General features: G+C 45.8%; 22 protein-coding genes and 3 tRNA genes. 11 read left to right on the top strand and 14 right to left on the bottom strand.

Annotated features, from left to right (window positions below; all coding sequences use genetic code 11):
• Positions 1–60: 60 nt before the first annotated feature.
• The 3 genes from CI959_RS04285 to gltA all read left to right on the top strand — a co-directional run bounded on the left by CI959_RS04285 (position 61) and on the right by gltA (position 2,832).
• Positions 61–447, top strand: coding sequence for a co-chaperone GroES family protein (locus CI959_RS04285; RefSeq protein ID WP_005859009.1), 387 nt, complete (start codon positions 61–63; stop codon positions 445–447).
• A gap of 91 nt (positions 448–538) precedes the next feature.
• Positions 539–1,336, top strand: a complete 798-nt coding sequence (locus CI959_RS04280) for a sulfide/dihydroorotate dehydrogenase-like FAD/NAD-binding protein (RefSeq protein ID WP_057316704.1) — start codon at positions 539–541, stop codon at positions 1,334–1,336.
• Positions 1,337–1,356: 20 nt separating this feature from the next.
• Complete coding sequence (gene gltA / locus CI959_RS04275) at positions 1,357–2,832, top strand: NADPH-dependent glutamate synthase (protein ID WP_095231411.1); 1,476 nt, start codon at positions 1,357–1,359, stop codon at positions 2,830–2,832.
• Positions 2,833–2,921: 89 nt separating this feature from the next.
• Here gltA and CI959_RS04270 read toward each other — a convergent pair whose 3' ends face one another.
• The 12 genes from CI959_RS04270 to prmC form a co-directional block, all read right to left on the bottom strand.
• On the bottom strand, positions 2,922–3,305 hold the full coding sequence (locus CI959_RS04270) for a DUF3037 domain-containing protein (protein WP_057316708.1): 384 nt from the start codon (positions 3,303–3,305) through the stop codon (positions 2,922–2,924).
• On the bottom strand, positions 3,283–4,065 hold the full coding sequence (locus tag CI959_RS04265) for a HipA family kinase (protein WP_057316710.1): 783 nt from the start codon (positions 4,063–4,065) through the stop codon (positions 3,283–3,285). The genes CI959_RS04270 and CI959_RS04265 overlap by 23 nt, the downstream gene beginning before the upstream one ends.
• Positions 4,066–4,157: 92 nt before the next feature.
• Positions 4,158–4,230 (bottom strand) — tRNA-Gly (locus tag CI959_RS04260).
• A gap of 15 nt (positions 4,231–4,245) precedes the next feature.
• Positions 4,246–4,330, bottom strand: a tRNA-Leu gene (locus CI959_RS04255).
• A gap of 23 nt (positions 4,331–4,353) precedes the next feature.
• Positions 4,354–4,426 (bottom strand) — tRNA-Gly (locus CI959_RS04250).
• A 72-nt stretch (positions 4,427–4,498) separates the two neighbouring features.
• Positions 4,499–4,957: a hypothetical protein gene (locus CI959_RS04245; protein WP_057316712.1), complete on the bottom strand. Its 459-nt coding sequence runs from the start codon at positions 4,955–4,957 to the stop codon at positions 4,499–4,501.
• Positions 4,950–6,290, bottom strand: coding sequence for an argininosuccinate lyase (gene argH, locus CI959_RS04240; RefSeq protein WP_057316714.1), 1,341 nt, complete (start codon positions 6,288–6,290; stop codon positions 4,950–4,952). The genes CI959_RS04245 and argH overlap by 8 nt, the downstream gene beginning before the upstream one ends.
• A gap of 13 nt (positions 6,291–6,303) precedes the next feature.
• Positions 6,304–6,717, bottom strand: a complete 414-nt coding sequence (locus CI959_RS04235; RefSeq protein WP_005858994.1) for a polyketide cyclase — start codon at positions 6,715–6,717, stop codon at positions 6,304–6,306.
• A gap of 22 nt (positions 6,718–6,739) precedes the next feature.
• Positions 6,740–7,375 (bottom strand): orotate phosphoribosyltransferase, encoded by a 636-nt coding sequence (gene pyrE / locus CI959_RS04230; RefSeq protein ID WP_005858992.1) that lies wholly within the window; start codon positions 7,373–7,375, stop codon positions 6,740–6,742.
• An 86-nt stretch (positions 7,376–7,461) separates the two neighbouring features.
• Entirely contained in the window at positions 7,462–8,151 is a 690-nt protein-coding gene (locus tag CI959_RS04225) for a ComF family protein (protein WP_057316716.1), read from the bottom strand.
• Positions 8,132–8,632 carry a regulatory protein RecX gene (locus tag CI959_RS04220; protein ID WP_057316718.1) on the bottom strand — a complete coding sequence of 167 codons (501 nt, stop codon included), beginning with the start codon at positions 8,630–8,632 and terminating at the stop codon, positions 8,132–8,134. Before CI959_RS04220 ends, CI959_RS04225 begins: the two co-directional genes overlap by 20 nt.
• Complete coding sequence (prmC, locus tag CI959_RS04215; RefSeq protein ID WP_057316720.1) at positions 8,629–9,474, bottom strand: peptide chain release factor N(5)-glutamine methyltransferase; 846 nt, start codon at positions 9,472–9,474, stop codon at positions 8,629–8,631. Before prmC ends, CI959_RS04220 begins: the two co-directional genes overlap by 4 nt.
• Before the next feature lie 56 nt (positions 9,475–9,530).
• Here prmC and ribD point away from each other — a divergent pair, with 56 nt between their 5' ends.
• From ribD to murI, 8 genes are all read left to right on the top strand, one after another.
• Positions 9,531–10,610, top strand: a complete 1,080-nt coding sequence (ribD, locus tag CI959_RS04210; protein WP_057316722.1) for a bifunctional diaminohydroxyphosphoribosylaminopyrimidine deaminase/5-amino-6-(5-phosphoribosylamino)uracil reductase RibD — start codon at positions 9,531–9,533, stop codon at positions 10,608–10,610.
• A 119-nt stretch (positions 10,611–10,729) separates the two neighbouring features.
• Positions 10,730–12,106 (top strand): DUF6242 domain-containing protein, encoded by a 1,377-nt coding sequence (locus CI959_RS04205; RefSeq protein ID WP_057316808.1) that lies wholly within the window; start codon positions 10,730–10,732, stop codon positions 12,104–12,106.
• Positions 12,107–12,187: 81 nt separating this feature from the next.
• Complete coding sequence (locus CI959_RS04200) at positions 12,188–12,892, top strand: DUF6089 family protein (RefSeq protein WP_008772658.1); 705 nt, start codon at positions 12,188–12,190, stop codon at positions 12,890–12,892.
• Between the two features lie 11 nt (positions 12,893–12,903).
• Positions 12,904–13,647 (top strand): isoprenyl transferase, encoded by a 744-nt coding sequence (locus CI959_RS04195; RefSeq protein ID WP_005858978.1) that lies wholly within the window; start codon positions 12,904–12,906, stop codon positions 13,645–13,647.
• Positions 13,648–13,661: 14 nt separating this feature from the next.
• On the top strand, positions 13,662–16,352 hold the full coding sequence (gene bamA / locus CI959_RS04190) for an outer membrane protein assembly factor BamA (RefSeq protein ID WP_008772656.1): 2,691 nt from the start codon (positions 13,662–13,664) through the stop codon (positions 16,350–16,352).
• Positions 16,353–16,524: 172 nt separating this feature from the next.
• Positions 16,525–17,040: an OmpH family outer membrane protein gene (locus CI959_RS04185; protein ID WP_005858974.1), complete on the top strand. Its 516-nt coding sequence runs from the start codon at positions 16,525–16,527 to the stop codon at positions 17,038–17,040.
• A 74-nt stretch (positions 17,041–17,114) separates the two neighbouring features.
• On the top strand, positions 17,115–17,609 hold the full coding sequence (locus tag CI959_RS04180; RefSeq protein WP_005858972.1) for an OmpH family outer membrane protein: 495 nt from the start codon (positions 17,115–17,117) through the stop codon (positions 17,607–17,609).
• Positions 17,610–17,699: 90 nt separating this feature from the next.
• The gene (murI, locus tag CI959_RS04175) at positions 17,700–18,530 is read left to right on the top strand and encodes a glutamate racemase (protein WP_005867900.1); all 831 of its coding nucleotides are present in this window, start codon (positions 17,700–17,702) and stop codon (positions 18,528–18,530) included.
• Positions 18,531–18,841: 311 nt separating this feature from the next.
• On the opposite strand, the gene CI959_RS04170 is transcribed toward murI, so the two are convergent.
• Complete coding sequence (locus tag CI959_RS04170; protein WP_005858967.1) at positions 18,842–19,210, bottom strand: YccF domain-containing protein; 369 nt, start codon at positions 19,208–19,210, stop codon at positions 18,842–18,844.
• Between the two features lie 3 nt (positions 19,211–19,213).
• Positions 19,214–20,512, bottom strand: coding sequence for a M23 family metallopeptidase (locus CI959_RS04165; protein ID WP_008772654.1), 1,299 nt, complete (start codon positions 20,510–20,512; stop codon positions 19,214–19,216).
• Positions 20,513–20,636 lie beyond the last annotated feature (124 nt).

Raw genomic sequence — 20,636 nt, 5'->3', positions numbered from 1 at the left:
GTTTTTTGTTCGGTAAACTTTCCGTAAGTTCGCGAAATGAAAATTTAACATCTTATAATCATGCAACTATCCATAGACCAAAAAGACATCGACAAGTTCCTGATGATAGGCGATAAAGTTTTGATTAAGCCTAAGAATCCGCAAAGTCAGACCAAGACGGGATTATACCTGCCTCCTTCGGTTCAACAAGGAGAGAAGATACAAGCAGGCTATATCATAAAGACAGGGCCGGGATATCCCTTGCCTTCTCAATCTGAGGAGCATGAGGTCTGGGAGAAAAAGAAAGGGGAGGAGGTGCAATACTTGCCGCTTCAAGCCCGTGAAGGTGATTTGGCTGTCTATTTGCAGAATGCCGCTTACGAGATCAATTTTAATGACGAGAAGTTCTTGATTGTCCCTCATTCCGCTATTTTGATGTTAGTGCGTGATGAAGGTTTGTTTGAATAAAGCCTTTTGTTAAGGAAAATAGGGCTATATTCACTTTTTTATCTTATTTTTGCCAGCAAAACAAGACAAACTATCAACAGTAGCGATTATAATGAATAAGATTGTAAGTAAAGAACATTTCTCAGCCAACGTGGTGAAGCTGGAAGTCGAGGCTCCTTTGATCGCCCGCTCCCGCAAGGCCGGTCACTTCGTGATCGTGAAGGTTGGCGAAAAAGGCGAACGTATACCTCTTACCATTGCCGGGGCGGATACCGAGAAAGGTACCATTACCTTGGTGATCCAAGCGGTAGGCGGCTCATCCCGTAAGATCTGCGAATTGAACGAGGGTGACTATATCACGGATGTGGTAGGTCCGTTAGGGCAAGCTACCCATATCGAGAAAGTCGGAACAGTTGTGTGTGCCGGCGGTGGCGTAGGAGTAGCTCCGTTGTTACCGATCGTGGAGGCTTTCCATAAGGCGGGGAATCGTGTGATCGTCGTATTGGCGGCCCGTACCAAGGACTTGGTGATCCTAGAGGAACAGATGCGCCAGAACTCGGATGAGGTAATTGTCATGACGGATGATGGCTCTCTGGGTACGAAAGGCTTGGTGACGAATGGCGTGGAGAGCGTGATCAACCGGGAGAGGGTGGATTTATGCGTTACGATCGGTCCGGCTATTATGATGAAATTCGTTTCCGCTCTTACAAAGAAATACGAGATTCCTACCGTAGCTTCCTTGAATACGATCATGGTGGACGGAACGGGTATGTGCGGTGCTTGCCGTATCACGGTAGGCGGGAAGACCAAGTTCGTTTGTGTGGACGGACCGGAGTTCGATGCTCATCAAGTGGATTTTGATGAGATGATCATGCGTCTCGGCGCTTATAAGGATATAGAGAAGAAATAACGAAACCACGTAATTGAATCATGACAACAGAAGAATTAATCGCTGCTCGTCGTGCCGAACCTTGGCGGGAGGCACTTCGCAAAAGCAAGAAAAATAAAGAACGTGCGGATATCCCCCGTGTGAAGATGAACGAGTTGGACCCGGAATACCGGAGTCATACCCGTTTGGAGGAGGTTAACTTAGGCTTGACAAAAGAACAGGCCATGCAAGAGGCGCAGCGTTGCCTGGATTGCCCGAATCCCACTTGTATGCAGGGATGTCCGGTAAATATCAATATACCTACTTTTATCAAGAATATCGAGCGTGGGGAATTCTTGGAGGCCGCTAAGACCTTGAAGGAGACAAGTGCCCTGCCCGCTGTTTGCGGTCGTGTCTGTCCGCAGGAGAAACAATGCGAGAGCAAGTGTATCCATTTGAAAATGGGTAAGGAAGCGGTTGCCATTGGCTACTTGGAGCGTTTCGCCGCTGATTACGAACGTGAGAGCGGAAATATCTCGGTTCCGGAGATTGCGGAGAAGAATGGCATTAAGATTGCCGTGGTAGGTTCCGGTCCTGCCGGATTGTCTTTTGCCGGAGATATGGCGAAGCGTGGATATGACGTGACTGTGTTCGAGGCATTGCATGAGATCGGTGGTGTATTGAAATATGGTATCCCGGAGTTCCGCCTACCGAATAAGATCGTGGACGTGGAGATTGATGGCCTTCGGAAGATGGGCGTACAGTTTGAGAAAGATTGTATCGTGGGCAAGACGATCAGTTATGAGGATTTGCATGCGGATGGCTTTAAGGGCGTGTTTGTGGCAAGTGGCGCCGGTCTGCCAAACTTTATGAACATTCCGGGTGAGAACTTTGTGGGCGTGATGTCGTCCAACGAGTATTTGACCCGTGTAAACTTAATGGATGCGGCGAATCCGGAAAGTGATACGCCGGTGCTACAAGGAAAGAAGGTGGCTGTGATCGGTGGAGGAAATACCGCTATGGACTCTGTCCGTACCGCTCGTCGTCTGGGTGCTGAGCGTGCTATGATCGTCTACCGTCGTAGCGAGGAGGAGATGCCTGCCCGTCTGGAAGAGGTGAAACATGCGAAGGAAGAAGGTGTGGAGTTCATGACGCTTCATAATCCGATCGAATATATAGGTGATGAAAGAGGCCGTGTGAAACAGATGCGTTTGCAGAAGATGGAATTGGGCGAGCCGGATGCCTCTGGTCGCCGTCGTCCGGTACCCATTGAGGGTGCTATCGAGACGATCGATGTGGATGAGGTGATCGTTAGCGTTGGTGTATCTCCGAACCCATTAATACCCCGTGCTTTTGGAGGCTTGGAGGTGAGCAAGAAGGGTACGATCGTAGTGGAGGAAGACAGTATGCGTTCTGCTTTAGGCGATGTGTATGCCGGTGGTGACATCGTTCGTGGTGGAGCTACCGTGATTCTAGCGATGGGAGACGGTCGTAAGGCCGCTGCCGCTATGGATGCGGACTTAAGAGGAAAAGTATAATATCTATTAGTTCTATAAGGAAAGACGGGTTGTTTGGACGATCCGTCTTTTTTTCTTTTATCGTGATACGGAGATTATATGTTTATTATCTATAAGACTAATTCTTGAAATAATCTCTCAAATGTCTGTTCTAGATCGTTGGAAAAACCGGGATGTGGACGTGAGGTTTGGATTGAGGCGCTTCTTATGGCGGTAAGCCAACGGAAACGCTCTGGGATATCTAGGCTGGCTATAGGGCCTCCGTCCTTTGCGCCGGAACATATCTTATCGAAAACGTGGAGATTTGCGCATAAAGATTCCTTATCTATATCTGATGCGAACAGACGAAGTTTCTCCTCGTCTACATGATAGCGAGCCTTGATGAATTTAGGCCGTTTACAGAACATGATAAGGCCTACATTGATAAACTCCTCCCGTTCGATTTTCGGTACGATACGGATTATGGCATATTCATATAAGTGTTTGTCTTGCATGTTGAGCTTCATTAATAAATGTATCAGAATGAGCGATTCGGTCGATCAAGAACCGGATATACACATCGCGTATCTCTTGAGGCGTACCCGGGCTATCGTTCCAATGCAACCAGTCATCGGGTACGAGACCTACGATCTCGCGAATTTTCTCTTCCGTTAAGATGCGTTTGAAATCCTTGTCTACTTCCTCCAGCAGCGTCGCTTGTGGCAATAATACATGATCCTTAATTTGGATGAAAGGTCCGATCGAATGTTTTTGCCAATTTACCCATGAGAAATGGAAAAATAAGGAAGCTCCATGATCGATAAGCCAAAGTTCCTTATTCCATATCAGCATATTCGTATTCCGGACCGTGCGGTCTATGTTTGTCAAAAGAGCATCGAGCCATACGACTTGTGAGGCGAGTTTGGGATCTACAGGATTGACTACCGGATCGAAAGTCAAGGCCCCGGATAAGAAATGCAATCCCAGATTGAGCCCTTGGCTTGCTTGTAGTAAGTCTTGTATCTCCTCGTCACCTTCCGATCGCCCGAAAGCCTCGTCAAGATTCAGGAAGACCAATTCCGGTACATGGAAACCCAAGCAACGAGCGACCTCGCCTCCGATCAACTCGGCTATCAAGGCTTTCGTCCCATGTCCGGCTCCCCGAAACTTAACGACATATTTAAACCCATCGTCCGCTTCCGCTAAAGCAGGCAATGATCCGCCTTCCCGCAGAGGCATGATATATCGGGTAACATTCGCTGTACGTAATTCCATAACCCTCACTTTAATTGAAGATAAAGATACGATTATATTTTAGAAATAAAAAGCCCCGCTATTCTTTCGAACAGCGAGGCCTTTTGGAAGCGAGCGGAAGACGGGACTCGAACCCGCGACCCTAACCTTGGCAAGGTTATGCTCTACCAACTGAGCTACTTCCGCAATTAAATTAGATCGTACTCGAAGCGGGACTTGAACCCGCACAGCCGCAATGGCCAAAGGATTTTAAGTCCTTCGTGTCTACCGATTCCACCATTCGAGCATCCACCTCTTCTCTAAGAGTTGAGCGGAAGACGGGACTCGAACCCGCGACCCTAACCTTGGCAAGGTTATGCTCTACCAACTGAGCTACTTCCGCATTGTTTGTTTCTCTTTTGCGAGTGCAAAGGTAGTATAAAAAATAATACTACCAAACATTTTTGATGAAAAATTAATTATAAACATGAATTTCTTGCCCGGACTTATCCACAGTATACCTTTGAAGAGAATATGTACTAGGTCCTTCTACCGAATTTCCTACTCCATATATAAGTTCATATTTACTACCACATTTGGGGCAAATAGCAAATATTGAACCCTCATCAATATCTAATATAACATTGCTTAAGGCTTCATAAGGACAAGCTGCATCAAAAGCATAAAAAATATCGTTAGAACCATGAAAAACTATAACCCCTCCAAAACCGGTTTTTCCTCTTGAGGATTCTGTGGATATATTGTTTTGATTATAAATCTTATGCGAATATAGTGCATTTAGACTTTTATCATTATATCTAAGATCTAATTCTAAATTTACTTGTCGATAAGGTATTCTAATTTCTACCGTTTTCGTGCAAGACAGTGTCACAAATAACATCAAAAGTGGAAATATCCGTCTTATCTTATCCATGGATCAATTTCTTTTCAGCCTCGTTCATCCGTTCGAAAGAGAAAGAACCGATCACGCTACGCATCATGGCGGCGATTGGTTCATTACATAGATTACCGATACTGCCTTCGTGTGTATGGTTAACGCTCTTCGAAGGAACGAATTTACCGGCCTCGATATCCAAACCTACTTGCTTATAAGCGTCACGGAAAGGCATTCCGGCCAAGACACGGCGGTTCACTTCTTCCACGCTAAATAAGAGAGAATATTTATCATCGTCCAATATATGCTCGTTCACTTTCACCTCACGCATCATATGAGTTACCATGCGTAAGCAATCCTTCAGCTCGTCGAAAGCCGGTAGGAAAACTTCCTTGATGATCTGGAGATCCCGGAAGTAACCGGAAGGAAGATTATTGCTGATCAAGGTGATTTGCTGAGGCAAGCCTTGAAGCTTATTGCATTTGGCACGTGTCAACTCAAATACATCCGGATTCTTCTTATGCGGCATGATACTGGAGCCGGTCGTAAACTGATCCGGCAGTTTAATGAAGCCAAAGTTCTGGCTATTGAACATACAAGCGTCGAACGCCAACTTGGAGAGCGTAGCGGCGATACCCGCCATAGCGAAAGCTACGGTGCGTTCCATCTTGCCACGTCCCATCTGGGCGTATACCACATTGTAGTCCAGCGAGTCGAAACCTAATAAATCCGTAGTCATCTGGCGGTTTAGCGGGAAGGATGAACCATATCCGGCGGCGGAACCCAGCGGGTTGCGGTTGCAAATACGGTATGCGGCTTGCATAAGTTGCAAATCATCTACCAAGCTCTCTGCGTAAGCGCCGAACCAAAGTCCGAACGAAGAGGGCATGGCTACCTGCAAATGCGTATATCCGGGAAGCAGTACATCCTTGTACCGGTTACTCTGGGAGATCAAAACGTCGAACAAGCCGGAAACCAACTCAACCAATTCCTGTATTTGCGAACGGGTGAAAAGCTTCAGATCCAATAAGACCTGATCATTACGGGAACGCCCGCTATGGATCTTCTTGCCCATATCGCCCAAACGACGTGTAAGCATGAGTTCCACTTGCGAGTGCACATCCTCGATGCCTTCCTCGATGATGAATTCTCCACGATCCGCTACGGCGTATATATTCCGTAATTCTGCTAATAAGACGTTTAGTTCCTCTTTGGTCAACAAACCGATACTTTCCAGCATCGTGATATGCGCCATAGAGCCTAATACGTCATATTTAGCGAGGTAAAGATCCATCTCACGGTCCTTACCTACCGTGAATATATCTACTTCATGATCTACCTGTACATTTTTTTCCCAAAGTTTCTGAGCCATAATGAAAAAGGAATTAATAAGGCAAGGAGGCGATAACGGTCGAGATTTTATCCACAGCCTCTTGCAAAGGTTTCGATACCATTGGTTTCAAGAACGGATTCAGATCGGCACGAACCGTGATTTTTAACCGTGTGTCGTCCTCGGCCACCTGTTTCAATTGTATCCACAAGAAAAGGGGAACAGGAGAGTTGGTCGTCGTGAACTTGATTAATTTATTCGGCTCTCTTTCTACGATCTGGAAGGTAATCTTACCAACGGGATCGACAGCGAAACTACAGGTATCGCTGTCGAACTCAAAATTTTTTATTTTATCTTGCGGGATGCGATCCTTGATACGTTCCAAGTTGGAAAGATCGGACAACATCGTGAAGATACGTTCATCATTGTGTGGGATCTGTTTGACCTCACTCACAAATTCTTCAGTCATTGAGTGTCTTTTTGTTTATTACTTATTTCGGGTCCCAGTTAGCCGGATCTTTACGCCATTCTTGAAGAACCGCAATCTCAGACTCATCGATGTAATGCGTACGGACAGCTTCTTCCAAGACTGCGTCGTAGTTACTCAATGTAGTCAATGTTACTTTAGCGTCTTTGAAAGCGGCTTCCGCTACAGGGAATCCATAGGTAAAGATAGCTACCATACCCGCTACATCGCAACCAAAGTTACGTACGGCCTGTACGGCTTTCAAGCTACTACCTCCGGTAGATACCAAATCCTCGATGATCACTACTTTAGAACCCGGTTTCAATTCTCCCTCGATAAGGTTTTCCAATCCATGATCTTTTGGCGTAGAGCGGATGTATACGAATGGCAATCCTAATAAATCGGCTACTAAAGCACCTTGAGCGATCGCACCTGTAGCAACACCGGCAATGGCATCTACGTTCTCGAATTTTTCACTAATCACACGAGCCAACTCCAATTTAATGAAGCTACGAACGACCGGATAAGAAAGAGTCTTTCGGTTGTCATTGTAGATCGGAGATTTCCAGCCGGATGCCCAAGTAAACGGATTGGCCGGTTGCAACTTTACGGCTTTAATCTTTAATAATTTTTCTGCTACTAAACTTTCCAGTGTTTTCATACAATCCTATATTTATATCAGTCTGCAAAAATAGATAAACTGAATGACATTACCTTGAATATCGTACGTTAATTTTTTATTAATATTTATGCGACAGACAGGGCTAAAATGCTGATGCGTATGCCCGGAATCCCTGATAAAGCCTTTGCGCAAGCGGAAATCGTGGCTCCGGTTGTGATCACGTCGTCTATGAGCAGGATATGTTTGTTTTTTAAGCTTTCCGGATGAATGACATTAAAAATAGAACATACATTTAACCAGCGGTCGTAAATGGCCTTACGAGTTTGGGTGCTTGTGTGGGTGGTGCGGGCCAGACTTTGCGTATCGATGGGGATATCCCATATGGAACGGATGCCGGAGGCGATCCATTCGGACTGGTTGTAACCTCTTTGCTGTTTTTTGCGGGGATGCAGGGGAACGGGGATAAGGAGGTCTACGGTACATATCGGGCTGTGATCCGCTTGGAGCTCTCTCGCTATCTGCCGTCCGAGTAGATAGCCCAACTCTTTATTATCATGGTATTTGAGCGAGTGGATCAGGCTTTGTACTTTTCCGCCTTTCTCGTATCGTAGATAAGCGGTGGCATATTCGATCCGGTTCTTTCCGATAAAAAGTTGCTCGACGGGGTTGTTCGCCTGTTGATGATATCCCGTGTGCGGCAGGTCGCATAGGCATTTCAGGCAAATTTGTTCTTCTCCCTCGACGAGTGGTCGTTTACATATTTTACATAAGTTTGGGAAAAACAGGTTGAGCAGATTATTCCATGTCGTCGGCATAATCCTCGCAGTCTGTTCCTTTGAATAATTGGCTGAGGCAATCCAACGTGATCCGGCTTTCGAAACCTCGTCCGGCGGCGAAACGGAGTAACTTGTTGAATGTGTCCCGCTCGTCTTTTCCTTTTGTCGATTTCTTTTTGCTTTTTAGTAAATCGAGTAAGATGGAGCGGTATTCTCCCTCGTCAATGGCGGCGAGCGATTCTTCCCGGATCGGGGAGGGGATGTTTTTCTTATAAAGCTCGTAGCCTATTTTTACCCGTCCCCATTTATTGAATCGTAGCTTATCGTTCACGAAGAAACGGGTGTAACGGGATTCGTCGATAAACCGCTCTTTCAGCAAGCGGGCGATGATACGCTCGGAGGCGTCGGGGGGAAGTCCGGCGGCATCGATCTTTTTCTGTACGTCTTGTATGCAGCGTTCGGCGGCGGAGCAATAGGCGGCTGCCCGGTGCAACATCTCGGGTTCGGTTATCTCTTTCATATTTTTGCTTTTATGATCCGGTCTTTTCCGTATAGATCTTGTATTAATTCGACTTCGGTGTAATTCTCTTGACGTAGCATCGCTACGGTCTCTTTTCCGCAAAGGGCGTTGATCTCGAAATAGAGATGCCCGCCTTCCGCCAAATGCCTTTGTCCGAAGCGGGCGATGGCTCGGTAGAAGAGAAGCGGATCGTCGTCGGGAACGAACAAGGCTAGATGAGGCTCGTTCTCCAGAACGTTCGCTTCCATGGTCGCTTTCTCCTTATTCATTATATAAGGAGGGTTACTGACGATGCAGTTGAAGTTGCCTATAGGAGAACTGAGATTACCTCCGGAAAGGATATCTAATTCGAGGAAAGATACGGAAACTTGATTCATACGGGCGTTCTCCTCGGCCACGGCGAGCGCTTCGGGTGATATATCCACCGCCGCTACCTCAGCCTCCGGAAGATGTTTCGCCAAGGAAATAGCGATACAGCCGCTTCCCGTGCCGATATCTAATATACGAGGGGCTTGGCTTTGGTAGTCCGTGATGATCCGCTCGACCAACTCGACGGTTTCCGGGCGGGGAATCAATACGTCCGGCGTCACCTTAAACTCCATCCCGTAAAAATCCGCTATGCCTAATAAGTATTGTATGGGCTTGTATAAACGCAGTCCTTCTACAATCTCCTTGATTTTAAATTTCTCCGTATCAGATAATTCTTTACCTTTGCCTAACAGGAGTTGATGGGTAGAAAGACCGCAAACATGTTCCATGATCAGTCGGACGAGCGCTTGGGCTTCGCCGGGAGGATAAATATCTTTGAGGGAATTTCGGATGTAAGCGACGGTCTCAGTCATATCTTTCTCTTGTTTTATCGCGAAAGTAGTGTAAAAACCGTTTATATGCAAAGATTATGGTAGAGGTTGAAGAGAAATACATGGCTCGTTGCATCGAGTTGGCTAAAGGAGGGAGGGGAAATGTCAGTCCGAATCCGATGGTTGGCGCGGTGGTTGTGCATAAGGGCCGTATTATCGGTGAGGGATTTCACAGGAAATGTGGGGAGGCGCATGCCGAGGTGAATGCTATCGCTTCCGTGAAAGACGAGTCTTTGTTGAAAGACAGTACGATTTATGTGAGTCTGGAGCCTTGCTCTCATTATGGGAAAACGCCTCCTTGCGCCGAGTTGATTATCAGGAAAGGGATTCCACGGGTGGTGGTCGGTTGCTTGGATCCTTTTCCCGAGGTGTCGGGGCGAGGCGTGCGGATGTTGCGTGAGGCCGGTGTCGAGGTAGTCACGGGCGTGATGGAGGAAGAAGCCCGTGCGTTGAACAAGGCGTTTATGACGCTACAAACGAAAGGCCGTCCTTATATTATCTTGAAATGGGCGCAGAGCGAGGATGGGTTTATCGACCGTTTACGTACGAACGTATCGGAGCCGGTCACGGTTTTGTCTTCTCCGGAGACTTCCCGCTTGGTGCATAAACTTCGCTCGGAGGTGGCGGCTATCATGGTCGGTACACGGACCGCTTTATTGGACAATCCTTCATTGAACGTGCGCCATTGGTCCGGTAATTCTCCGGTTAGGGTTGTATTGGATCGCCGGCTCGTTATTCCCGATTCTTATCGGTTACTGGATGGTTCCTTGCGTACATTAATATTTACGGAGAAGGAAGTGGAAAACCGAGAGGACGTGGAGTATATCCGGATAGATTTCGAGGGTCCGGTGATCCGGCAAGTGTTAGATCATCTTGCTGTCCGGAAGTTGGATTCCTTATTGGTGGAAGGTGGGACTCAGCTGATTAATTCTTTCGTGGAAGCGGATGTGTGGGACGAGGCGAGGGTGGAAACAGCTCCGGTTCGCCTGTATCAAGGGGTGCATGCGCCGATGCTTGGAAAGGAGGCTGTTAGCGGCATCTCCGGACGTTCTGTTATGAGCATTAAAAATCATAACTATGAAATTTTAAATCATAACGATGAGTTCGAAAAATCATAACTATAAATTTTAAGGCTCATATAATCAACTAAAATATTATAAATATTAGCAGGTATTAGGGTGAAAGCAAAAAATGTTTCTACTTTTGTGCCTTTATATGCGACAAACTTATGTTTTTGATGAAAAATAAATTAGTACTATTTATAACAGGTTGTTTTGCATTAGTGTTGTCTTCTTGTTTGAAATCAGAAGATGTCACTGATATAGAATTGGTTAAGAACTGCCAAATATCCTCTTTTAAGCTAAGTAGTGATTCTATCTCGGGGTTGGATACCGTGAAGTTTACGATCGACCAACTGACGGGGCGGATTTTTAACATTGACTCTCTGCCTTTTGGCACGAAGATCGAGAAAGTTGTTTGTACGATTACGGCGGTCAGTAGCTATGCGCTTAGCGGTATAGAGGTAAGCCCGTATGCTTATCCGGACTCTACTTATTACTTAAACAATTTATCAGACTCCATTAATTTCTCTGCTCCGGTAAAGTTCGTGGTTCATGCGTATGACCAAGTCACGACAAAAGTCTATATGGCGCAGGTGAATATCCATCAAGTGGTTCCGGACTCTATGGTTTGGAGTATGTACGCAAATCCTATGATTGGCATTACCGTGAAGGATCAGAAGGTGGTAACCTACGATTATAATGGATCGGAGAATTATTTTATGTATGTGAAACCCGCCGAGTCCGGTAAACCTTACCAATTATATTACGCTCCGGTAAGCGCGCCTAAGGGCTGGCAGTCATTATCCTTGACCGGTCTGCCTTCCGATGGGCTTTTGATCTCCCAGGTTACCGAGTATAACAATGCTTTATATGTGCCGGCTACAAATGGCACTTTATATAGATCCGAGGATGGCTTGACTTGGAGCGCTGTAGAGAACGCCCCTTCCGTGAAATACGTTTTGGGTAGCGTGAAGCAGGGCACGAAACAGCCTTCCGCTTTAGCGACGATCGTGGATCAGGAAGGAAAGCTATCGTTCTATGCGATGAACGAATCCATGGAGTGGACCGCCGGAGGCGCGGTGCCCAGCGAATTCCCTGTTACCGGATTTAGCAATCTCCAATATGCTGCGATGTATCATGAGTACTTGATGACCGCCGGCGGACGTACCGTGGACAACCAAGTGGTTAATACGACTTGGGCGACCATGGATGGTATCTCTTGGGCGTTGATGGCTTCCGGTGACGCAAACTTCACGAAGCGTGAGGGAGCGATGATCACTAATTATGACGATAAGTTTTTCTTGATCGGAGGTATCGACGCTTCGAACAAGGCATTGAAAGATATGTATCAATCGATAGATTATGGTATTTCTTGGTCGTTGATCGACTCGATGGTGGTGTTACCGACCGACTATGCGGCGAGAGGCTTTTCCTCAATTATTGTGGATAAAGAGAATTTCGTGAACATTTTCGGAGGAAAGACCAGCACTGGCTCCAATGACTTGAACCAACTTTGGAGAGGCCGTATCAATCGTTTGATCCCGAAGGAATAGAAAAGTTCGATAGGAGATGTATAATTTTATGAGGCTTTTAGCGTTAGAAAAAGAAGTGTGGTATATATAACAGCAAGGCTTATGACTTCAACTTTTTTTCAGCGGCTTCTCATAATAATCCTATTAGCGGGTACGGTTCCTACGCTTTGGGCGCAGGAATATAAGTACGAGATCGGTGGTATGGCTGGTGGCGCCTTTTATATGGGCGACGCCAACAAGAATACGATATTTAAAGGAATGAATCCGGCGGTGGGAGCCGTGTTCCGGTATAACATCAACTTTCGTTGGGCCTTGAAAGCCAACTTGATGTGGGGACAGGTTTCCGGTAAGACCGAAGGTATGGAGAACGTTTTTCCGAATAATGCCCAAACCTCTTTCAACCGTAGTATCATGGAGTTGGGGGGACAGGCAGAGTTCAACTTTTTCCCGTATAGCGATAAGTTCGACTATGCGGGAGCGAAGCGTTTCTCTCCTTATGTCTTGGTGGGCATAGGGCTGACGGTGGCTCCGGGTGGCGGGAAGACTTTCGCCAGCCCGAATATTCCTTTAGGCGTGGGCATGAAATATAAGATCAAGAACCGCCTTAATTTAGGGTGCGAGTTCTCGTTTCGTAAGTTATTTGGCGATGGCCTAGAGGGAAAGGACATGTTGGACGATCCGTATGGTGTTAAGGGTAGCGCTCTTAAGAATAAAGATTGGTACTCTTTCTTGTTGTTGTCTGTTACATGGGATTTCGGCCCGAGGTGCCGTACTTGTAACAATGCGAAAAATATAAGTGAATATTAGTAAGATAAAAAATGTCGTTGATTGAGAAAATAGACAAGAATCGCTTGCCACGGCACGTGGCAATTATTATGGACGGGAACGGACGTTGGGCCAAGGCGAAGGGGAAAGACCGTAGCTTCGGGCATCAGGAAGGCGTTGTTTCGGTCCGTAAGATTATGGATGCGGTCACTCAACTCGGATTGAAATATCTGACGTTGTACACTTTCTCTACCGAGAACTGGAATCGTCCGGAAGAAGAGGTCCAAGCGCTGATGAGCTTGCTGGTCTCCGCCATTCACCGGGAGACTCCGGACATGATGAAGAAAAACGTTCGCCTTACCGCCATAGGCGACCTTTCCCGCTTGCGTGAGGATGCTTATAATACATTGCAAGAATGTATCGATACGACTTCGGCGAATACGGGAACCACACTTGTTCTGGCGCTTAGTTATTCTTCCCGGTGGGAGATCACCAGAGCGGCTAGGCAACTCGCCCAAGAGGTCTTGGAACAGAAAATAAACCCCAATGATATAACCGAGGCTATGGTCTCGGACCACTTGACGACCAAAAATATCCCCGATCCCGATCTTTTGATACGGACCGGAGGAGAGAAACGCATCAGTAACTTCTTGCTATGGCAGTTGTCATATGCTGAATTCTTCTTTACGGATGTGTTTTGGCCGGATTTCAGAGAAGAAGAGTTGTATGAGGCTATATTGTATTACCAGCAACGTGAGCGTCGTTTCGGTAAGACAAGTGAGCAATTAATCTTATAAACAATAGCTGTTATATGTACAAAAGAATAGTGCTGTTTTTTATTTGCTTGGGTTTCGCTTGCGGTGCGTTTGCCCAAGAAATAGACACTACCCAAGTTGAGGCGCCGGCAGAAGTGCCGGTCATTTCGTACTCGTTGGCCGCGAAGAAATACAAGATCGCGGATATAAAGATTACGGGTATCAAGAATTATGATGATTTTGTGTTGATCGGCTTCTCGGGCTTGTCGGTAGGCGATGAGATTACCGTACCGGGAGAGGAGATCACTACAGCAGTGAAGCGTTTTTGGAAACATGGCTTGTTTTCGGATGTGAAGATCTTGGCGACGAAGATCGAGGGCGACCAGATTTGGCTGGAGATCCAGCTGAAGCAGCGTCCGCGTATCTCGCAAGTCAATTACCACGGGATCAAGAAAGGCGAGCGTGAGGACTTGGAGGCGAAGCTGGGCTTGAAGAAAGGTTTCCAGGTGACGCCGAACGTTATGGACCGTGCCAAGATCGTGATCCAGAAGTTCTTCGATGGCAAAGGCTTTAAGAACGTGGATGTCGAGATCGAGCAAAAGGACGATCCCGCGAATGAAGGTGAGGTGATCGTGGATATCAATATCGATAAGAATGAAAAGACCAAGATCCATCGTATCTATTTTGAGGGTAACGAAAAACTGACCGCCCGGGAGTTGAAGAAGGCGATGAAGAAGACGAACGAGAAGTTCAGCTTGCCGAACGACTGGAAAACCAGTATCATGGAGATGTTCAGCACGAAGAAGTTCACGACTGAGGAATATGAGAACGATAAGAAAAATATAATCGCTAAATATAACGAGCATGGTTATCGCGACGCCGTATTGTTGTCCGATAGCGTAGCGAACTTTAACGAGAAGAAGGTAGATATCTTCTTGAAAGTGGATGAAGGTGAGAAATACTATTTGAAAGATATTCGCTTCGTGGGTAATACGCAATATTCTACGGACTATTTGATGGCCGTGCTGGGTATGAAACCGGGCGAGGTGTATAATCAAAAGAAATTGAACGAACGTTTGAGTACGGATGAGGATGCCGTTTCGAATGTCTATTTTAATAACGGTTATTTGTTCTTCAACGCCGATCCGGTAGAGGTGGATGTAGCGAATGACTCTATCTCGTTAGAGATCCGTATCCAAGAGGGTCCGCAAGCGACGATCAACCGTATTATCATTAATGGTAATGACCGTCTGTATGAGGATATCGTTCGCCGTGAGTTGCGTACGAAGCCGGGTATGTTGTTCAGCCGCGAGGATTTGATGCGTTCCGTTCGTGAGTTGGCCCAGATGGGACACTTCGACCCGGAAAACATGAATCCGGTGCCGCTGCCTGATCCTGAGAATGGAACCGTGGATATCGAGTATAACTTGGTTTCCAAGGCGAATGACCAGATCGAGTTCTCCGCAGGTTGGGGACAGACGGGTGTGATCGGTAAGTTAAGTTTGAAGTTTACGAACTTCTCTATGAAGAACTTCTTAAACCCGAAAACCTATAAGGGCATCATCCCGCAAGGTGAGGGACAGACATTGACCTTGAGCGGCCAGACGAATGGGCGTTACTATCAGGCTTACAGCATCTCCTTCATGGATCCTTGGTTCGGCGGTAAACGACCGAATACATTGTCTGTCAGCGCTTATTTCTCAAAGCAAACCGATATCAGTAGCAATTACTTGACCAATTCCGGTTATGGTTATGGCTATCCGGGCTATGGCTATGGTTATCCCGGTTATTATGGGGGCGGTTATGGCTATGGTAGCAACTATTACGGCAACTATGGTTACAATAATAGTTATGAGTATGCTTACGACCCGGATAAGTCTATCATGATGTTCGGTTTAGCGGCCGGTTATGGTAAACGTTTGAATTGGCCGGACGACTACTTCCAGTTCATGGCGACGTTGAACTATCAGTTGTATATGATGCATGATTGGGACTATTTCTTGGTTAATAACGGAAATTGCCATAATATCAACTTGGAGTTGATGTTGCAACGTAACTCTATCGATAACCCGTTGTATACTCGTAAGGGTTCACAATTCATGTTGTCTGTAGCTGCTACGCCTCCTTACTCTTTATTCGATGGTAAGGATTATGCGTCGATGTCAAGCTCAGACCCGGATAAGTATAAATTCATCGAGTATCATAAATGGAAGTTCAAAGCGAAGATCTTCTCTCCGTTGGCTCCGTTGACCGTGAAACGTACGCCGGTATTGATGACCCGTGTTGAGTATGGTTTCTTGGGTACTTATAATAAAAATAAGAAGTCTCCGTTCGAGACCTTCTATATGGGTGGTGACGGTATGAGTGGTTACTCCAGTACCTATGCTCAGGAAACGATCGGTTTGAGAGGTTATGAGAATGGTAGTATCGCCGGTAATGGTGGTTACAACTCTTATGGATACGCTTATTCTCGTTTGGCTATGGAGTTGAGATATCCGTTCTTGCTGGAGCCTTCCTCTACGATCTACGGATTGGTATTTGTGGAGGCTGGTAACGCTTGGACTGATTTGAAGAATTTTAATCCGTTTAACTTGAAACGCTCCGCCGGTGTCGGTGTCCGTATATTCTTGCCGATGATCGGTTTGATGGGACTCGACTGGGCTTATGGTTTCGACGAGCCGAATTATGGATCTAATGGTAAACGTAGCGGTAGTAACCTGCACTTTATCATCGGACAGGAATTCTAAAATATAGATCGGGTATAGCTTCGTATGTAGAGACGGGGCGTGTTCCGTATGTGGAGACGGGGCACGCCCCGTCTCTACATTTAAATAAATACTTTTAACGAATATTGGTAGGCTGTAAGTAAACCCTCTGTTATATTTGCAGTCATAAAGTAGAACTATAAATAAAGAGAGTATGAAAAAGATTATCACATTGAGCTGTCTGATGTTGCTTTGTTCTTTTGCCGGCATGGCACAGAAGTTCGCTTTAATCGACATGGAATATATATTGAAGAATATTCCGGCTTACGAAATGACCAATGAGCAGTTGAGCCAAGTTTCCAAGAAATGGCAAAATGAGGTGGAAGCGATTCAGCAAGAAGCTCAGAATATGTATAAGAATTATCAGAGCGATTTGGTATTCCTCTCTGCCGAGATGAAAACGAAACGTGAGGAAGAGATCGTGAAGAAAGAGCAAGAGGCGCAAGATCTGAAGCGTAAATATTTCGGTCCTGAGGGTGAGTTATATAAGAAACGCGAGAGTTTGATGAAACCGATTCAAGACGAGGTGTATAATGCGGTGAAAGAAATCTCGGAAGACAAGGGATATCAAATTGTTTGGGATCGAGCTTCAGCTATGAGCATTATTTTCGCTTCTCCGAAGATCGATATCAGTAATGAAGTGCTGATTAAGTTAGGATATTCAAAATAAATGCTTACATTTGTGCGCTTTATGCATGAAAAGTGTGAAAGCTTGATTAATAACAAAGTAATTATATAGTAAAAATGAAGAAACTTATTGTTTTATTGTTGATGATTCTCCCGTTGGGAGCTATCGCTCAGGAAGTTAAAATTGCGTTTGTAAAAACTCAAGAGGTGTTTATGGCTATGCCGGAGGTATCTGGTATGGAAAAACAAATGGCAGACTTGAATGAGAAATATAGAGTTGAATTGAAGCAAATGCAAGATGAATACCAAAAGAAATATTCAGACTTCGTAGCGCAGCAAGATTCATTGACAGAAAATATCAAGTTGAGAAGAATGCAAGAGATTCAAGATATCCAAGAACGTATGGATAACTTCGTTCAGGTAGCTCAGCAAGACGTACAAAAGAAACAACAAGAATTGTTGCAACCGATCCAACAGAAGTTGCACGAGGCTATCCAGAAGGTAGGCGAGGAGAAGGGATATACGTATATCATCGATCCGGCAGCTTTGCTTTATACGGGTACTAACGCAGTAGACGCAACTCCGTTTGTTCGTACGAAACTCGGTTTGTAATTAGCGAGAAAATTTATTCTATAGAATAAAAGAGGGGGTGTTTTCCGAAAGGATTGCACCCTTTGTACTTTATAAAAGAAAGGTTCTGATATGTTTCCACAAACTCCCGGTCCGATCGGTCTTTTTGACTCAGGTTATGGCGGACTTACGATTTTCGATAAGATCCATCAGTTGATGCCCGGTTATGATTACGTTTATCTGGGCGATAACGCACGTTCTCCTTATGGAACCCGTTCGTTCGAGGTCGTTTATCAATTTACCCGTCAGGCGGTATCGCGTCTGTTTGAGTCGGGTTGCCAATTGGTGATCTTGGCTTGTAATACGGCATCCGCGAAAGCGCTTCGTACGATCCAACAAAAAGACTTGCCTACATGGGATCCCAATCGTCGTGTATTGGGAGTCATCCGTCCTACAGTTGAGTTAGTGGATACGATCAGCCGTACCAAACATATCGGTATCGTAGGTACGAGCGGTACGATTACGTCCAATTCTTATACGATAGAGATCGGCAGGATGTACCCACATATCCAAGTGACAGGCGAAGCTTGCCCCATGTGGGTTCCTTTGGTGGAGAATAATGAGTTTAATTCTCCGGGAGCGGATTATTTCGTGAAAAAGCATATCGACCATCTATTATCCGTAGATCCGCAAATCGATACGCTTATCTTGGGATGTACTCACTATCCCCTTTTGATGGATAAGATCCGTGCTTTTCTTCCTTCCGGCATCACTCTATTCTCGCAAGGCGAGCATGTAGCGGAGAGTTTACGAGATTATTTAGGGCGTCACCCGGAAATGGATCGTAAACTCACGAAGGGAGGAAGTTGCCGTTTTCTTACCACGGAGTCGGCAGAGAAGTTTTCTGAGGCGGCCTCTATCTTCATGAATACTCCGGTTTCGGTTTCCCAGATCGAGCTATAACGCCCCTAGGCCCTATGAGGGAGATGTATATGAACGCTATTTATACTTCCCTCCTTCTTTATGAATACTTGAAAGATATCGGATGAATTCATTTGAATATCTAGTATAATTCTACAGATCACGCCGTGAACTCTACAGACCAAGGCTTGATCTATACAAACCAAGGCGTGGTCTGTACGTACCATACCGTGATTTATGAAATAGAATAAGGAGCGAGAATGTATAGGTATAGAAAGAAATAGGTATAATACCTTATCCTAGCCTAAATTCTTGCCGGATGTCTGTCTTCTACAGAAAAGTCAGACGTTCCCTTATTGGATGCTCTTTCCGAAAGGCGCCAAGGCTAAAGCTGCCATCTTAAAATGTTGCATGCCGAAAGGGATGCCGATGATCGTGATACATAGCAAAAGGCCGAATCCCAGATGCGTAAGGCAAATCCAAAAGCCTCCGACGAATATCCAGATCACATTCATGATAAGTGACAGGCATCCTCCGGAATTCCCCTCGTCTACGACACGGCTGCCAAAAGGCCATAAAGCCAGTATCGCTAATTTTAAGGTCTGGAGGCCAAAAGGTATACCAATGATCGTTATCATTAGTATTAGGCTGGATATCAGATATTCTACACTTGTTATAATCCCTCCGAAGAGTAACCATATTATATTCCCCAAGAATTTCATACGCTAGTTATTTAAATGGTTGATACTATCTTTCTCATATATAACAGATGCTTTACTAACTGTGGCTACATGAAAGCTATCTATTTCCGCCAAGATTTGCCGCTTAACGAAAGCGAAACTATCTCTATAGGCCGGTTTCACCGGTTCAGAAGGGGGAGCTTCCATTTTTAGCGGATCGATAGGTTGCCCGTTTTTGTGGACACGGAAGTCTAGATGCGGTCCGGTAGAGAGTCCGGTGGAGCCTACATAAGCGATTTCTTGGCCTTGTTGCACATGGCTGCCTACTTGGATTCCTTTGGCGAAGCGGCTTAAGTGCATATAAGTCGTGGTGTATACGGAGTTATGTTTCACTTTCAAGAAATTGCCCCCGCCGTTTTGATATCCCTTGGCGATAACCGTACCAGCTCCGATGCTGCGTACCGGTGTACCGGTCGGTGCTGCGTAATCAACCCCATGATGCGCCCGGTATCGTTTGAGGATCGGGTGGAAACGGGCGTTCGTAAAACGGGATGTGATCCGGAAAAAGTCTAATGGGGCTTTCAAGAACGCTTTGCGAAGGCTGTTCCCTTCCTCATCAAAGTATTCGAAGATACTGTCTTGGGTGAAAGGAATCGCTACAAACTCTTTGCCTTGATGCGTAAAGATCGCCCCCTCGATAGAGGCGATGCTCAAGGCGGTGGTATCGTCGATGTAAGCCTCATTGTATAGAACCTTGAATGAGTCTCCATCTTTGATATCGAAGAAATCGATTTGCCAAGCGTACACGTCCGATATCTTGATCGCCAGATACGGATCACCTCCGTTGGCCTTGATCACGTTCCATAGGGAAGAGTTTAATACTCCTTCCGTATATTTTTTCTTGAGGGTGATCGGCTTATTAAATTCATAGGCGTTGATCGTATCGCCGGTCAAGTCGATTACGGCATAATCGGTCAGCGACTTGGCGAAGGCGATATATCGGATCGTCTCCAAGGAATCTACCGTGGAAAATGTGTAATAATGCATGCCGGCTCGCAGTTTCGTCGGATCGAGGACATGGGTGGATGCCCTGCTGATACTGTCTGCTTTCAAGGCCGTGAAGCCCAGCCCGGAGAAGATGGAGGCGGGATTATCCCCGTTTTTCATCAAATACTCTTTTACGTCCAAGGAATCGATACAGATGCCGTATTGATACAGATGCTGTGAGCTATCCACCCACTGCGTATCCATGTCTGCGTCTTCCGTGGGCTGTTGGGGCTGTTTGCAGGAGAAACAACTCATCAACATGACTAATACGATACATATAGGTAGTTTCTTGTCCATTTGTCTTCGTTTGTTCATCAAAAATTATTCAACCGGATACAAACTTACGGAAAATAATAGAAATAGCGAAACCTATTTAGCGTAAAGCTTTGTACCTTCGCGGACTCGTAAAAAAGGTGTTTAG

It is taken from the genome of Parabacteroides sp. AT13 (genome assembly GCF_002272965.1).
GTDB classification, from domain to species: Bacteria; Bacteroidota; Bacteroidia; order Bacteroidales; family Tannerellaceae; genus Parabacteroides; species Parabacteroides distasonis.
This window is presented reverse-complemented; position numbering and strand designations above follow the sequence as displayed.